The sequence below is a fragment of the Leisingera sp. ANG-Vp genome (assembly GCF_000813725.1).
In the GTDB taxonomy this organism is placed as follows: Bacteria; Pseudomonadota; Alphaproteobacteria; order Rhodobacterales; family Rhodobacteraceae; genus Leisingera.
Map to the genome: position 1 here is coordinate 1 of NZ_JWLD01000086.1, position 13,723 is coordinate 13,723.

Below are 13,723 nucleotides of genomic sequence, written 5' to 3' on the forward strand. Positions count from 1 at the left end.
CAGCTGGCGCTGCTGCCGGGAGGGTGCCTCGGCGCGGAGCCGTACCGGCTGGAACTGATGCGCCACCGGCGTGCCGCCGCGGGGGCCGCCATCCTTTTCGGCCATCGCCATCACCGCCCAGGCAAACTGCACGCCGGCAAAAACGATGCCATGCATGAACCACAAAAGGAACACCGCCAGCAGACCTGCATCCGAGGTGGAGACCAGCGACCAAAGGTTCATCACGTTGAACCACAGCAGCATAGCGACAAAAGCACCTGCGATCCCAAAGCCGATCACAACATTGCGGATGTACATCTTCACCAGTTCAGGCATCTCATGTCCTCCAGAATTTCAAGGGGAGGTTAGCAGCCTCTGCAGCGCCGTCCAGCGCTAGTTTACCGCATCGGCGGAATTTTCCGCAGCCTTTGTGAAGCCTTTGCTGTACAAGAAAAAACGCGCCCGGGGGCGCGCCTTTCGTCTCTCGAATTCTGTCCCGGCAGCCTCAGAACGCTTCCGGCTTGGCCTCGCGCGCCATATGGTCGAGCACGGCGTTGACAAATTTCGGTTCCTTGCCTTCCGGGAAGAAAGCGCGGGCGACGTCGACGAACTCGTTGATCACCACCTTCGGCGGGGTGTCGGATTGCAGCAGCTCGGCGCCGGCGGCGCGGAACAGCGCCCGCAGGGTCGGATCGATGCGGGCAATCGGCCATTTGGCGACCAGCGCCCGGTCGGTCATCTGGTCGATCGGCGCCTGGTAGTTCACCGCATCGCGCACCAGCTTGCGGAAGATCTTGTTATCGCCTTCCGCCATCTCGTCACCTTCATAGACAGCGCCGAACCGGTGATCCTCGAACTCGACGATCACCTGGTCAAAGGTCTGGCTGCTCTGCTCCATCTGGAACAGGGCCTGCAGCGCATAAAGCCGCGCTGCCGATCTCATTTGATTCTTGCCATTGCCCTTGGGGCGGCTGTCCTGGGTGCTCATGCGCTGGTGGATCCGTTGTCTGTACCGGCAACCTGGTACGCCCCGGTGGGCGCCTTGAAACCGATGCCTTTGGTCTGGTCGCCCCACTTACGCGTGAGTGCGATCAGATGCAAGGCCGCAGCTGCAGCACCGCCGCCTTTGTTCTGATCGGCGGTATCGGCGCGCACTTCCGCCTGCTTGCGGTTCTCCACGGTCAGGATGCCGTTACCGATGCAGAGGCCTTGCAGGCCCATCAGCTGGATCGCGCGGGAGCTGTCGTTGCAGACGGTGTCGTAATGGGTGGTCTCGCCGCGGATCACGCAGCCCAGCGCCACATAGCCGTCGAAATTCGAGGTCCGGTCAGCAATCGCAATTGCTGTCGGCACTTCCAGCGCGCCGGGGACTTCCACAACTTCAAACGTGCCGCCTGCCGCCTCGATCTCGGCCGCGGCGCCCGCCACCAGATTGTCAGCGATGTCCTTGTAGTAAGGGGCCACCACAATCAGCAGCTTCACCGGTTTGTCGAATTCCGCACGCGGCAGGGTGTAGTGGGTTTCATGTCCAGCCATATCAAGCGTCCTTCAAAATCGGGCGGGTGCCTACGATGGTAAGGCCATAGGCGTCGAGGCCCAGGTAGGTGGTTTCAGGCGAGTCGGTCAGCAGCTCCAGCTCATGCAGGCCCAGCTTGGACAGGATCTGCGCGCCAAGCCCGGTCTGCTTGATGGTGCGCGGGCCTTCATCCTCGGGCGCATAAAGCGAATGGCGCGGCTCGCGGAACAGGCAGACCACGCCCCTGCCCTCGGCTGCGATCAACTCCATCGCCTTGGGCAGCTCGCCCGCCGGTTTCGGGCCAAGGCCCAAGAGGTCGGAGGCTTCGTGCAGCGCATGGGTGCGGCACAGCACCGGGCCGGAGGAGGAGATATCGCCTTTGATCAGTACCACATGCTCAACACCATGGGTCTGGTCAGTGAAGATCCGCATCTCCCAGTCGCCGCCGAATTCCGAGGTGACCTGGCTGCAAGCGGTCTCGACCACCAGGTTGTCATTGCGCGAGCGGTAGGCAATCAGGTCGGCAATGGTGCCGATCTTCAGGTTATGCGTCTGTGCGTAATCCACCAGATCAGGCAGACGCGCCATGGTGCCGTCTTCCTTCATAATCTCGCAGATCACCGACGACGGGTAGTGGCCTGCCAGGCGGGCGACGTCGCAGCCAGCCTCGGTGTGGCCCGCACGGACCAGCACCCCGCCCCGGCGTGCGCGCAGCGGGAAAACATGGCCTGGGGTGGCAATGTCGGCTGCGGTTTTCTCGGGGTCGATAGCTGTGGCCACGGTCAGCGCCCGGTCTGCGGCGGAGATGCCGGTGGAAACCCCTTCGCGTGCCTCGATGGAAACCGTGAAAGCCGTTTCATGGCGCGAGGAGTTGTGCAGCGCCATCATCGGCAGGCCCAGCTCCTCGATCCGCTCGGCCGGCAGGGTCAGGCAGATCAGCCCGCGGCCGTGGGTGGCCATAAAGTTGATCGCCGCCGCATCCGCAGCTTGCGCAGGGATTACCAGATCGCCCTCGTTCTCACGGTCCTCGTGGTCGACCAGGATGAACATCCGGCCCTGGCGGGCCTCTTCGATGATCTCTTCAATCGGGCTGATGGCGCCGCGCAATTGCGCTTCAACCGGCCCCGGGGTTTCAAAGCTCATGTGGCAGCCTTTCAATGGGCTTGAGGCAGTACGCCAGGCACTGCGGATTCTTTCCTTGCCAGATAGCTCACAGAGGCAGCAAATGCCAGTCCCGCAAACGGCAACAACGGGTCTGGACGCGCCCTGTGCATCTGTGCACAAGTGAAATTGGATCCAATTTGCGGATCCCGGATTCAATAGGTTTGGGAGGACCAGACATGCGCGCATCCCGCATACTGCAGGCGGTCGAGGCTCACGCCGAGGGGGAACCGGGCCGGGTGATCACCGGCGGCATGCCCTTGCTAAGAGGCAATTCTGTGTTTGAGAAGATGCAGGATATGGCGGCGAACCATGATGAAATCCGCCTGCAAATGCTGCGCGAGCCGCGCGGCAATCCCGGGCTCTGCGGCAATGCCATCGTGCCGCCCTGCCACCCGGAAGCGGATGCCGGGTTCATCATCTTCGAACAATCCGAGTATCCGCCGATGTCCGGATCCAACACCATCTGCGTGGTGACGGTGCTCTTGGAGACCGGCATGGTGCCGATGATGGAGCCGGTGACCGAGCTGACACTGGAAGCGCCCGCCGGGCTGATCCGGGTGCGCGCCGAATGCAAGGACGGCAAGGTGACACGGGTGGAGTTCAAAAACGTGCCTGCCTTTGCGGTGCATCTGGACGCACCGGTCGAGGTTGCCGGGCTGGGCACCGTCACGGTAGATGTGGCCTGGGGCGGCATGTTCTTTGTGCTGGCCGAGGCGGAGAAGCTCGGCATTTCGCTGGACGCGGACAACGGCGCCGAAATTGTGCGGGTGTCCGAGGCGATCCGCCACGCTTCTGCAGAGCAGTTGCCGGTGGTTCATCCGGAGAACCCCGGGATCACCGGACCGACGATCACCAACCTGTGGGGGGCTCCAGTGGCGGAAGGCACCCACGGGCGCGGCGCCATCACAATCTCAACCGGCCAGTTTGATCCAGAGCGCCCGCAGGACGCCAGCGGCATCCTCGACCGGTCTCCCTGCGGAACCGGCACCTGCGCCAAGATGGCAGTGCTGCACGCCCGCGGGCTTCTCGGCATTGGGCAGGATTATGTGAATGCGGGCCCGCTGGGCACAATTTTCACAGGCCGCATTCTGGAAGAGACGCAGGTTGGCCCCTGCAAGGCTATTGTCCCAACCCTGTCCGGTCAGGGCTGGATCTACGGGCTGAGCCATTACACGCTGGATCCCAGCGACCCCTTCCCGGCAGGCTACACCGTGGGCGACATGTGGTGACGCGCGCCGCGGCAGCGGCGCGCCCGGCCCAACGCTCGCGGCGGCATCTTTGATGCAGGCTCAAGGGGCGGGAGCATCTTGTTTAGCGAGAAAGAGGGGCGCTGCCCCTCGGCCTGGCGGCCTCACCCCGGGGTATTTTCAACCAGAAAGAAGCGGGAGGGCTGGCACCTTAACCTGCCTCATGCAGGCGGGCAACGTAGCGGGCCAGCGTGTCGATTTCCAGATTGATGCGGTCGCCCATCTTCACATCGCCCCAGGTGGTGACTTCCTTGGTGTGCGGAATGAAGTTGATGCCGAAATCGCAGCCGTCAACATCGTTGACTGTCAGCGACGTGCCATTCAGCGCCACCGAGCCCTTGGGCGCGATGAAACGCGCCAGCGTTTCCGGCGCGCGCAGGGTGACGCGGGTGCTGTCGCCTTCGTCCTCCATCTTCACCACCTCGGCGACACCATCCACATGGCCCGAGACGATATGGCCGCCCAGTTCGTCGCCGACTTTCAGGGCGCGTTCCAGGTTCACCCGTTTGCCCAGGGCCCAGTTGTCCAGGTTGGTCTTGGAGACGGTTTCGGCCGAGATCTGCACGTCGTACCAGTCCTCGCCCAGGGCAATCACTGTCAGGCAGACACCATCCGAGGCGATCGAGGCGCCGATGTCGATGGTGGCAGTGTCATAAGCCGTGCGGATCCGGGCGCGCAGGTCGCCCTGCTGCTCCAGCTCGGCAATGGTGCCAACGTCGGTGATGATGCCTGTGAACATGGCTGCGCTCCCTGACGGTGCAAATTCTCTCCTGCGGCAGAGGTAGCCAAGCTGCGCGCCCTTCACAAGCCCCTTGACGGACCCCTCACCGGCTCCCGCTTGCCATCAAGGGCAAAGCGGCCATAGTTTTGCCCCAGTCAAATGTTAATCAATCGTTGAGACCACCAACGATATTCTGCCGCCCGAGATGCCCGAACACCCTGTAAAACACCGCAGCTTCCTGTTTTTGCAAGGCCCGCACGGGCCGTTCTTTGCTGCGCTTGGCCGGATGCTGCAAGCGGCAGGCTGCGACGTCGCGCGGGTGGGGTTCAACGCCGGTGACCAGGCCTTCTGGCGGCGCAAGGACAGCTATATCCCCTTTACCGGCTGCCAGCAGGACTGGCCCGGGGTTCTGGCCGGGCTGCTGGAGAGCCGCGGCATTACCGATATCGTGCTTTACGGCGACACCCGCCCCATTCACGCTACCGCTATCCAAGCCGCAGAAAACCTTGGCATCACGGTGCATGTCTTTGAGGAAGGCTATCTCCGGCCCTTTTGGGTAACTTATGAACGCGGCGGCTCAAACGGCCATTCGCGGCTGATGGAGATGAGCGTTTCCGACATGCAGGACGCGCTGGCGCTCTCCGATATGGAGGCGCCGCTGCCGCCTGCGCATTGGGGCGACATGCGCCAGCACGTTTTTTACGGCGCGCTCTATCACTGGTTTGTCATGTTCCGGAACCGCAGGTACCGCAATTTCCGGCCGCACCGGGCGCTGACAGTGACCAAGGAATTCCGGCTGTATCTCAAGCGGCTGATGCTGATGCCGGCCCAGGCGGTGGAGCGTCGGCTGGCGGAGCGGAGCATCCGCCACGGCGGCTTTCCCTATCATCTGGCACTCTTGCAGCTGGAACATGACAGCTCCTTCCAGATGCATTCGCCTTTTGACAGCATGCGCGACTTTCTGGAGGAGGTGATCCGCGGTTTCGCCGGGGGCGCGCCGCGCCACCACCATCTGGTGATCAAGGCGCATCCGCTGGAGGACGGGCGGGCGCGGGTCCGGCGCACGCTCCGCAAGCTGGCCCGCGAGCACGGCATTGAGGACCGCGTGCATTACGTGCGCGGCGGCAAGCTGGCGCAGCTTTTGAACGAGGCGCGCACCGCGGTGACCGTCAATTCCACCGCCGGCCAGCAGGTGCTGTGGCGCGGCATTCCGCTGCGGGTGTTCGGACGCGCAGTTTACGGCAAGCCGGAGTTTGTTTCCGAGCAGCCGCTGGCAGAGTTCTTTGCTGCCGCCAGCCGCCCTGACAGCCGCGCCTACAAGGATTACCGCCGGTTCCTGCTGGAAACCTCGCAGGTGCCGGGCGGCTATTACTCCCGCGAGGGACGCCGCCAGCTGCTGCGGCAGGTGGCCGACATGATGCTGGCCCCCGAAGACCCTTATGACGCGCTGCGCCTGGGCACAGCGGCACCGCGGCAACAGTTGCGCCTGGTGACCTGACACAGAATTGCCCAAAGACTGGATTTTTTCCTGCCAGCCGGTTAGGTTGCCCCTAAAACTTGAGGCAAACAATAATTGGTCGAGGAGACCGAGCAGTGAAATCCGTTCCCCTTCGCTGGGCGCGTCCCGTGGCAATGCTGGCGGCATTGACCCTTGCGGCGTCCTGCGGGCTGCCCAAGGTCGGCCCCAACAAACGCCAGATTTTCGCCGGTTCCGTGCAGCGGGAAGGCGACGCCTTCATCGTCTCTGTCAATGACCGGGTTGCCCGCGCCACTGCCGTAGTGCCTGCTTTGGGCTTCTCTTCCGGCTTCACAACCGCTGGCCGGCTGACCTCCGACACCATCCGCCCGGGCGACGTGCTGGGGCTGACGGTCTGGGAAAACGTCGATGACGGGCTGCTGGCCGCCGAGACGACCAACTCCACCGTGCTGGAAGAAGTGCAGGTCGACAGCGCCGGCTACATCTTTGTGCCCTATGCAGGCCGTCTGCGCGCCTCCGGAAACACGCCTGAGCAGCTGCGCGAAACCATCACCAAAAAGCTGGAAGACCAGACACCGGATCCGCAGGTGCAGGTGCGCCGGCTGGCCGGAGACGGGGCCACCGTCAGCCTGACCGGCGCTGTCGGCGCCCAGGGGGTCTACCCGATCGAGCGCCCCACCCGCACGCTTGCCGCGATGCTGGCCCAGGCCGGCGGGGTGACGATCCAACCTGAGATTGCCCAGGTCACGGTGATCCGCGGCACCGAGAAGGGCAAGATCTGGTTCCAGGACCTATTCGACGATCCCAAACTGGACGTGGCGCTGCGCGGCGGCGACCGTATTCTGGTTGAGGAGGATACCCGTTCCTTTACCGCCTTGGGCGCGACATCGGCCCAGGCACGTGTGCCGTTTGAAAGCCAGGACCTGTCGGCGCTGGAAGCCATTGCCCAGGTCGGCGGCCTGATCTCTACCGCATCGGACCCGACCGGCGTGTTTGTGCTGCGCAACGAGCCGGCCGAAATTGCCAACCAGGTGCTTGGCCGCGACGATCTGATCGGTGCACAGCGTCTGGTCTACGTGCTGAACCTCACGCAGCCCAACGGCCTGTTTGTCGCCAGGGATTTTGTGATCCGCGATGACGACACGCTTTACGTGACCGAAGCGCCTTATACCCAGTGGACCAAGACCATCTCGCTGCTCGTGACCCCGGTGGGCTCGCTGTCGAGCGTCTCCACCGCCATCGATGGTTAAACCGCCATGCGCCTGAGCGCAGACCAGACAGAAGCCGGGGGCACAGCATCCCGGCTTTTTGTTTACAACGGCGGCTTTCTGACCCAGCGCCGGATCCGAAGGATACTGCAGCTGTCCGGGTACGGCATCCGGCTGGGCCTGCCTCAGCAGCAGGATCTGGTCGGTGTCTGGGGCGCCTCGCCGACAGCACACCGGGGCCTGGCTGTGGCCGAACGGCGCGGCTGCGGCCTGCTGCGGGTCGAAGATGCGTTTCTGCGCTCGCTGCACCCGGGACGCGCAGGCGAGCCTCCGGCTGGTCTGCTGCTGGACCGCACCGGCGTGCATTTCGACGGGCGGACACCGTCGGATCTGGAGCAGCTTCTGGCCACCCATCCGCTGGACGACTCTCATTTGATGCAGCGGGCCCGCGATGCCATTGTCCGGCTGAAGGAGGCGCATCTCAGCAAGTACAACGCCTTTGACCCCGAAGATCCGGTTCCGGAACCCGGATATGTGCTGGTTGCCGACCAGGCGCAGAACGATGCTTCGGTGACCGCATCAGGCGCGGACCGGGCACGATTTCTGGAGATGCTGGCCTTTGCGCAGGAAGAACACCCAGGCGCCCGGGTGCTGATCAAAACCCACCCGGAGACACTGCGGGGGTTCCGGGCAGGGTACTACGACGCCCAGGATGCTCAGGGCCGGGTTGAGCTGTTCAGCGGCAGCGTGTCTCCCTGGGCCCTGCTGGACGGCGCTGTTGGAGTTTATACCGTTTCCTCTCAACTGGGCTTCGAGGCGATCCTCGCCGGCCATAAGCCGCGGATTTTCGGCCAGCCGTTTTATGCCGGCTGGGGCCTCAGCATTGACGAGGCGGCGCCTGCACGGCGGCAGCGGCGGCTGACCCGGGCGCAGCTGTTTGCGGCGGCGATGATCCTCTATCCCAAGTGGTATGATCCCTTCCAGGACCAGCTGTGCGGGCTGGAAACTGTGCTGGACAATCTGGAGGCGCAGGCATGGGCCTGGCGGCAGGACCGCCATGGCTGGGCCGCCTCGGGCATGCGGCTGTGGAAGCGCGAACCGCTTCAAAAATTCTTTGGCGCGGAGCGGCGGATCCTGTTCACCGAAGACACGGCCAAGGCGCAGAGCAGCGGCCGCCGCAAGATGGTCTGGGCCGGCAAGGCCACTTCAGCGCATGCCGGTGCGGTTCGGGTGGAGGACGGCTTTCTGCGTTCGCGCGGGCTGGGGGCGGAACTTGTGCCGCCGCTGTCTCTGGTGTGCGACAGCCAGGGGATCTACTACGACCCGCGCCAGCCCTCGGACCTGGACCGTATGATTGCCTCCCGCGCGGTGATGACCCAGGCTCAGGAATTGCGGGCCGAACGCCTGGTACGGTCCCTGGTGCAGGCGGGTGTGTCGAAATACAATCTGGGCGGCGCGGCCCCTGCCCTGCCTGAAGGCCGCCGCATCCTGGTGCCGGGCCAGGTTGAGGATGATGCCTCAATTCTCTGCGGAACCGGAAAAATCCGCACCAACCTGGAATTGCTGCGCGCGGCGCGTGCCGCCAATCCGGACGCAGTTATTATTTACAAGCCGCACCCGGATGTGGAGGCTGGGCTGCGCAGCGGCCAGATTGAAGCTGACGGGCTGGCCGATGCGGTAGCCGCGCATGCGGATCCGATGGCCCTGCTTGGCGCGGTGCAGGAAGTCTGGACCATGACCTCGCTCTTGGGGTTCGAGGCGCTGCTGCGCGGGGTGAAGGTAACCACGGCAGGCACCCCCTTTTATGCCGGATGGGGCCTCACACAGGACCTGGCTCCATCGCCAGCCTGGCGGCATGCACCTGTGCCTCTGCTGGGGCTCGCCCATGCGGCGCTGATCGACTACCCGCGCTATTTCGACCCGGTCACCGGCCAGCCCTGCCCGGCAGAAGTTGCGGTGTTGCGGCTGCGCAGCGGCAACCTGCCGCATCCAGGACTTGGCAACCGGCTGCTCGCCAAGCTGCAGGGCCTGTTTGCCACCTACGCCCACCTCTGGCGCTGAGCAGGGCCCGGAAGGCTCACCCAGACACCCTGGCTTCACCAGCGCGCCCACCGAGAGCGGAGCATGTCCAATGATCCGGCGTCAGGCAGGACTACAAAGCAGTCAGCGCAGCGCCCGAGTCCAGCGGTGCAGGATGTCTTTGCCAAGAGCACGGGTTTCGACCAATTCGAAGCGGGGCGCTTCCTCCAGCCGCCCGATGCCGAGCGCGCCGATCGAGGGCAGCCCTTCGGCACCGATCCCGATGCCCGCCGTGAAGCCGATCAATTCATCCACCAGGTCAAATGCCAGCAGCGAAGCCGCCAGCGCACTGCCGCCCTCGCAGAACACCCGGGTCAGGCCTGCCTGCCCCAGCTGCTGCAGAATATCGGCCGGATCCAGCTGCACCCCGTGCGAAGCGCAGGGGATCAGCTTAGCGCCCAGCCCTTCCCAGGCCTGGATCCGCTCAGCGTCGGCACCATGGCCGTGGCAGAGCCAGACTGGTACTTCCTTGGCAGTGCGGGCCAGCTGGCCCATCAGCGGCAGGTCCAGATGGCGCGAGATTACCACCCGCACCGGCTGCCGTTCTACACCCAGATCGCGCACGGTCAGCGATGGGTCATCGGCCCGCGCGGTCCCGCCGCCTACCATCACAGCGTCGTGGCGCGCCCGCATCGCATGCACGGCGCGGCGGGCCTCAGGTCCGGTGATCCACTTGCTTTGCCCTGAGCCGGTGGCAATGCGGCCGTCAAAACTGCTGGCGAGTTTCAGCGTCACCAGCGGCCGGCCCTGCTCGGTCTTCAGAAAGAACCCCGCATGGTCGCGCGCGGCCTGCGCAGCCCAGACACCGGTCGCCACTTCGATGCCCGCATCCCGCAGCACCTGGAACCCCTGGCCGGACACCCGCGGATCGCTGTCTTCGATTGCCGCCACAACCCGTGCCACACCCGCATCGATCAGCGCCTGGGAACAAGGCGGTGTCTTCCCGTGATGCGAACAGGGTTCCAATGTCACATAAGCGGTAGCGCCGCGTGCCGCACTGCCTGCCTGCGCCAGCGCCTCGGTTTCGGCATGCGGCCTGCCGCCCGGCTTGGTCCAGCCGCGCCCGACCACACGCGTGCCTTGCACGATGACACAGCCCACTGCCGGGTTCGGCCAGCAGGTGCCCTGCCCGCGCCGCCCCAGTGACAGCGCCAGCGCCATAAAACGGTGATCAGCGTCCATCAGTCTTCCGGCGTCACATTCGGGCGGAGTTCGTGGACAAAGTCCTCAAAGTCATCCGCTGCCTGGAAATTCTTGTAAACGCTAGCAAAACGCACGTAAGCCACGGTGTCGATCCGGGCCAGCGCCTCCATCACGATCTCGCCGATGCGCTTGGACGGGATGTCGGTCTCCCCCATGCTTTCCAGCCGCCGCACGATGCCGGAAATCATCTGATCGATGCGTTCCGGCTCGATCGGGCGCTTCTGCATCGAGATTCGGATTGAGCGCTCCAGCTTGTCGCGGTCGAAATCCTCACGTTTGCCATTGGATTTAATCACCACCAGATCCCGCAGCTGCACCCGTTCATAGGTCGTGAAACGGCCGCCGCAGGCCGGGCAGAACCGGCGCCGCCGGATCGAAACATGATCTTCGGCGGGACGTGAATCCTTGACCTGAGTGTCGATATTTCCGCAAAATGGGCAGCGCATCCGCCTGCTCCCTCAATCCTGTCAGCCTATTCTTAGTACCCGGGCCTGCCCGGTTATCCACAACTATAGGCCACCCTCCAGAATTTGGGTAGAGGGGAATTTTTGCCGCTAGATAAAGAGGTTCAGCCCAGATGCGCGGCCACCCGCCGCTGGTGCGGAGCGTCACGGTGCTCAAAAAGATAGACCCCCTGCCAGGTGCCTAGCACAGGCACCCCGCCGCTGACCGGAATGGACAGGCTTACAGGCATCATCGCGGCCTTGATATGTGCCGGCATGTCGTCTGGACCCTCGTAAGTATGGCGCAGGTAGGCCATAGACGGGTCGCTGGAGGGCGGCACCAGGCGGGAGAAGTAAGCCTGCAGGTCGGTCTGCACCTCGGGATCGGCGTTTTCCTGGATCAGCAGCGAACAGGAGGTATGGCGGACAAACAGCGTCAGAAGACCATCCTGCCCGCCGGCCTCTGCCAGCCATCCCCGCACCTCGCGGGTGAATTCGTAGAGCCCCTGTCCGCGCGTTGCGATGGTGAATTCGTGCTGCATGCCGCCTTTGTGGCTGAAAGAGACTTGCCCGGCAAGACGGGGCAGTCGCAAATGAGCCACAGATATAGCCGCGGCACCGCGGATGGTCTACCAGCGCAGGGGATCCTTGCCCGGCAGAAAATCATAGCAATATTTCTGCGCCGAGGAGACCATCAGGTTGTCGCCCGGTTCGCGAATATTCAGCGACAGCCGCGACGAGGTGTCAGCGCCCGGCGGTGCGCCAAACGCAAACTGCACGGCCTTGCGGCCAGGGCGGTTCACTGAGGGGCCAACGCCTTTCCAAACATATATGCGCTGGTTGACTGGCGCACGCAGCTGCCTGACAGCAAAATCTCCGATCCCGCACCAATAGTCCTGCGGACCGGAGCCGACCCGGCTCACCACTTCCCACACGCCTTGCGACACCGGTAGGACCTCATGCCGGTTCAATGCGCGCCAGGCGGAGGCAGCCGCAGGCAGGAGGAGAACCGCGCCAGTCACCCCGGCCAAGATGCATCTGCGAAAATTCATCCCTCTTCTCCTTTCCTGCGCCGCGCCCCGGCGCCTGGCGGGTGGTAATTCAGCGCCTGCCTGGCAGCCTGTAGCAGTAATCATAAGCCCGCTGCACGCTTAGCCTTTGGCCGGCTTCCAGGCTGTTGATATTGCCACGGCTTGCCGCCGGAGCCAAATCCGGGTTCAACGTAAACTGCACAGCCGAAACCCGGCCAGTGGTTTCGCTGGGCCCCAATCCGCGGGTGATGTATAAGTCGGCGTTCCATGGCGCCTTGAGCGTACGCTGTGCGTGATCGGCTGCCACGCACCAGAAAATCCGGCCGGACGCGATTCCCGGCACAACTTCAAAAACATCTTGCGAGACCGTGTTGATGCGGGCAGCACGGCGGTCGTTCCAGGCCGCAGCCTGCTCCGGCAGAACGGCCGGCACTGCGGCAGCGAGAGACAGGGCAGCAATCCAGGCTTTCATGTCAGACCCCTTTCAGTCTTTGTGAGTGTTGCCTGCCAATTGGACAGGTACTCAAAAGGGTAAGGAGACCGGGAACACATACCAGTCACACTGCTGTGCAAAGGCATCACAAAGCTGCCACCCTGTCTGCACGGGTCAAGAAAATTGTTATTTGATAGAGGCTTGGCAAGAACTGCAGCGCTGGACTGCTTGCCTCATTTTCTAGTGAGCCACCGAAGCCCTGCACCGGAAATTCCTGCCAGACCATGCTGCAGCAGCACGGCGGCAACGGCAGGCGATCCTTGCGCCGCAATCTCAAGCCGCCACTAACGGCGGCCGCAGCAGCCCCAGGAACTTCTGAAAAACGGCTTAGCTTACAGTACGGTTTCCGGCGCGCAGTACCCATACCCCCGCTGCACCGACATGCTCTCGCCCGGTCGGAATCCCAGTGACAGCCAGCCGGTCTTCGGGGTTACGCCCGCGCGCTCCGGGTGAAGGGTGAACTGCACCGAGGAACGGCGCCCGGTGGTCACGCTGACGTCACGCCCGCGCACGACGTAAAACCGGTCGGCCCAGCCCGCCCCCAGCTCACGGCGGGCATACTCGGCTGCAGCGCACCAATAATCCCAGGTACCCCCTGCCCCGCGCGGCACCACTTCATAGACAACGTCGTCAACTGGCAGCACCCGAACGCCGCGGCTGGTGGTAAAGGCGTCAGCAGCTGTGGCGGAAATGGCCGTGATACAAGCGAGGCTCAAAGCGGTAAGGCGGTTTTTCATACGGAAATATCCCTGTGTTCTCCTCAACATAGGGATTGCCCGCGAGGGCTCCAAGTGGTGTTCGCCAGTTTTGCCCCGGCCTCTCGCAGTTGTGTGAGGCGCAAGCTCAGGCGCGCGCCGGGAACGGGATGATTTCAGCGCTTTCCGGCTGACGGCCAAGCACCTCCTCCAGTACCGCCAGCGCGGCGGCATTGGGAGCGGAGCCGGTCTCCGGGTGGAACCTGGCGCGGGCCTGCCGGCGCAGCAAATCCTTGGTTGCCGTCCCATCCAGTTTCTTCAACGCTTCGCCCTGCTCTGCCAGCGCCTCGACCATGAACTGATTGGCGGTCACCAGGTCGTTCAGCGACTGGAGCTTGCCCGTCAGCGCCAGCAACGCCTCATTCAGATCGGTATGTGCAGACATCTTCTTCCCCCCGGAAGTCGTA

At 63.8% G+C, this 13,723-nt stretch carries 16 protein-coding genes; 4 read left to right on the top strand and 12 right to left on the bottom strand.

Annotated features, from left to right (window positions below):
- From RA20_RS22210 to ribB, 4 genes are all read right to left on the bottom strand, one after another.
- Positions 1–315: hypothetical protein (locus RA20_RS22210; RefSeq protein ID WP_052249132.1), on the bottom strand; the 315-nt coding region annotated here is incomplete at its 3' end.
- Between the two features lie 169 nt (positions 316–484).
- Positions 485–967 (bottom strand): transcription antitermination factor NusB, encoded by a 483-nt coding sequence (gene nusB / locus RA20_RS22215; protein WP_039134095.1) that lies wholly within the window; start codon positions 965–967, stop codon positions 485–487.
- Positions 964–1,515, bottom strand: a complete 552-nt coding sequence (locus RA20_RS22220) for a 6,7-dimethyl-8-ribityllumazine synthase (protein ID WP_039134098.1) — start codon at positions 1,513–1,515, stop codon at positions 964–966. Before RA20_RS22220 ends, nusB begins: the two co-directional genes overlap by 4 nt.
- A gap of 1 nt (position 1,516) precedes the next feature.
- The gene (ribB, locus tag RA20_RS22225) at positions 1,517–2,638 is read right to left on the bottom strand and encodes a 3,4-dihydroxy-2-butanone-4-phosphate synthase (protein WP_039134101.1); all 1,122 of its coding nucleotides are present in this window, start codon (positions 2,636–2,638) and stop codon (positions 1,517–1,519) included.
- A gap of 197 nt (positions 2,639–2,835) precedes the next feature.
- Between ribB and RA20_RS22230 the strand changes: the two genes are divergently transcribed.
- The gene (locus RA20_RS22230) at positions 2,836–3,888 is read left to right on the top strand and encodes a proline racemase family protein (RefSeq protein ID WP_039134104.1); all 1,053 of its coding nucleotides are present in this window, start codon (positions 2,836–2,838) and stop codon (positions 3,886–3,888) included.
- 169 nt (positions 3,889–4,057) lie between these two features.
- On the opposite strand, the gene RA20_RS22235 is transcribed toward RA20_RS22230, so the two are convergent.
- Positions 4,058–4,645, bottom strand: a complete 588-nt coding sequence (locus tag RA20_RS22235; RefSeq protein WP_039134107.1) for a riboflavin synthase — start codon at positions 4,643–4,645, stop codon at positions 4,058–4,060.
- A gap of 187 nt (positions 4,646–4,832) precedes the next feature.
- Here RA20_RS22235 and RA20_RS22240 point away from each other — a divergent pair, with 187 nt between their 5' ends.
- The 3 genes from RA20_RS22240 (at position 4,833) to RA20_RS22250 (ending at position 9,373) form a co-directional block, all read left to right on the top strand.
- On the top strand, positions 4,833–6,125 hold the full coding sequence (locus RA20_RS22240; RefSeq protein WP_039134110.1) for a capsule biosynthesis protein: 1,293 nt from the start codon (positions 4,833–4,835) through the stop codon (positions 6,123–6,125).
- 95 nt (positions 6,126–6,220) lie between these two features.
- On the top strand, positions 6,221–7,354 hold the full coding sequence (locus RA20_RS22245; protein ID WP_039134113.1) for a polysaccharide biosynthesis/export family protein: 1,134 nt from the start codon (positions 6,221–6,223) through the stop codon (positions 7,352–7,354).
- Positions 7,355–7,360: 6 nt separating this feature from the next.
- Positions 7,361–9,373 carry a capsular polysaccharide biosynthesis protein gene (locus RA20_RS22250; RefSeq protein ID WP_039134116.1) on the top strand — a complete coding sequence of 671 codons (2,013 nt, stop codon included), beginning with the start codon at positions 7,361–7,363 and terminating at the stop codon, positions 9,371–9,373.
- 102 nt (positions 9,374–9,475) lie between these two features.
- Here RA20_RS22250 and ribD read toward each other — a convergent pair whose 3' ends face one another.
- The 7 genes from ribD to RA20_RS22285 all read right to left on the bottom strand — a co-directional run bounded on the left by ribD (position 9,476) and on the right by RA20_RS22285 (position 13,701).
- The gene (gene ribD / locus RA20_RS22255) at positions 9,476–10,573 is read right to left on the bottom strand and encodes a bifunctional diaminohydroxyphosphoribosylaminopyrimidine deaminase/5-amino-6-(5-phosphoribosylamino)uracil reductase RibD (protein ID WP_082018099.1); all 1,098 of its coding nucleotides are present in this window, start codon (positions 10,571–10,573) and stop codon (positions 9,476–9,478) included.
- Positions 10,573–11,040: a transcriptional regulator NrdR gene (gene nrdR / locus RA20_RS22260; RefSeq protein ID WP_039134118.1), complete on the bottom strand. Its 468-nt coding sequence runs from the start codon at positions 11,038–11,040 to the stop codon at positions 10,573–10,575. The genes ribD and nrdR overlap by 1 nt, the downstream gene beginning before the upstream one ends.
- A gap of 122 nt (positions 11,041–11,162) precedes the next feature.
- Positions 11,163–11,579, bottom strand: a complete 417-nt coding sequence (locus RA20_RS22265; RefSeq protein ID WP_039134121.1) for a secondary thiamine-phosphate synthase enzyme YjbQ — start codon at positions 11,577–11,579, stop codon at positions 11,163–11,165.
- A gap of 87 nt (positions 11,580–11,666) precedes the next feature.
- Positions 11,667–12,089: a hypothetical protein gene (locus tag RA20_RS22270; protein WP_039134124.1), complete on the bottom strand. Its 423-nt coding sequence runs from the start codon at positions 12,087–12,089 to the stop codon at positions 11,667–11,669.
- Positions 12,090–12,138: 49 nt separating this feature from the next.
- Entirely contained in the window at positions 12,139–12,540 is a 402-nt protein-coding gene (locus tag RA20_RS22275; RefSeq protein ID WP_039134127.1) for a hypothetical protein, read from the bottom strand.
- A gap of 353 nt (positions 12,541–12,893) precedes the next feature.
- Positions 12,894–13,298 carry a hypothetical protein gene (locus RA20_RS22280; protein WP_039134130.1) on the bottom strand — a complete coding sequence of 135 codons (405 nt, stop codon included), beginning with the start codon at positions 13,296–13,298 and terminating at the stop codon, positions 12,894–12,896.
- Between the two features lie 106 nt (positions 13,299–13,404).
- Positions 13,405–13,701, bottom strand: coding sequence for a hypothetical protein (locus RA20_RS22285; protein ID WP_039134134.1), 297 nt, complete (start codon positions 13,699–13,701; stop codon positions 13,405–13,407).
- Positions 13,702–13,723: the final 22 nt, after the last annotated feature.

Excerpts from the sequence above, each read along its gene's own strand:
- RA20_RS22285 (WP_039134134.1), bottom strand. The coding sequence starts at position 13,701 with ATGTCTGCACATACCGATCTGAATGAGGCGTTGCTGGCGCTGACGGGC.
- RA20_RS22270 (WP_039134124.1), bottom strand. The coding sequence starts at position 12,089 with ATGAATTTTCGCAGATGCATCTTGGCCGGGGTGACTGGCGCGGTTCTC.
- nusB (WP_039134095.1), bottom strand. The coding sequence starts at position 967 with ATGAGCACCCAGGACAGCCGCCCCAAGGGCAATGGCAAGAATCAAATG.
- RA20_RS22240 (WP_039134110.1), top strand. The coding sequence starts at position 4,833 with ATGCCCGAACACCCTGTAAAACACCGCAGCTTCCTGTTTTTGCAAGGC.
- RA20_RS22265 (WP_039134121.1), bottom strand. The coding sequence starts at position 11,579 with ATGCAGCACGAATTCACCATCGCAACGCGCGGACAGGGGCTCTACGAA.
- RA20_RS22220 (WP_039134098.1), bottom strand. The coding sequence starts at position 1,515 with ATGGCTGGACATGAAACCCACTACACCCTGCCGCGTGCGGAATTCGAC.
- ribD (WP_082018099.1), bottom strand. The coding sequence starts at position 10,573 with ATGGACGCTGATCACCGTTTTATGGCGCTGGCGCTGTCACTGGGGCGG.
- RA20_RS22230 (WP_039134104.1), top strand. The coding sequence starts at position 2,836 with ATGCGCGCATCCCGCATACTGCAGGCGGTCGAGGCTCACGCCGAGGGG.
- RA20_RS22250 (WP_039134116.1), top strand. The coding sequence starts at position 7,361 with ATGCGCCTGAGCGCAGACCAGACAGAAGCCGGGGGCACAGCATCCCGG.
- RA20_RS22275 (WP_039134127.1), bottom strand. The coding sequence starts at position 12,540 with ATGAAAGCCTGGATTGCTGCCCTGTCTCTCGCTGCCGCAGTGCCGGCC.
- RA20_RS22235 (WP_039134107.1), bottom strand. The coding sequence starts at position 4,645 with ATGTTCACAGGCATCATCACCGACGTTGGCACCATTGCCGAGCTGGAG.
- RA20_RS22280 (WP_039134130.1), bottom strand. The coding sequence starts at position 13,298 with ATGAAAAACCGCCTTACCGCTTTGAGCCTCGCTTGTATCACGGCCATT.
- ribB (WP_039134101.1), bottom strand. The coding sequence starts at position 2,638 with ATGAGCTTTGAAACCCCGGGGCCGGTTGAAGCGCAATTGCGCGGCGCC.
- nrdR (WP_039134118.1), bottom strand. The coding sequence starts at position 11,040 with ATGCGCTGCCCATTTTGCGGAAATATCGACACTCAGGTCAAGGATTCA.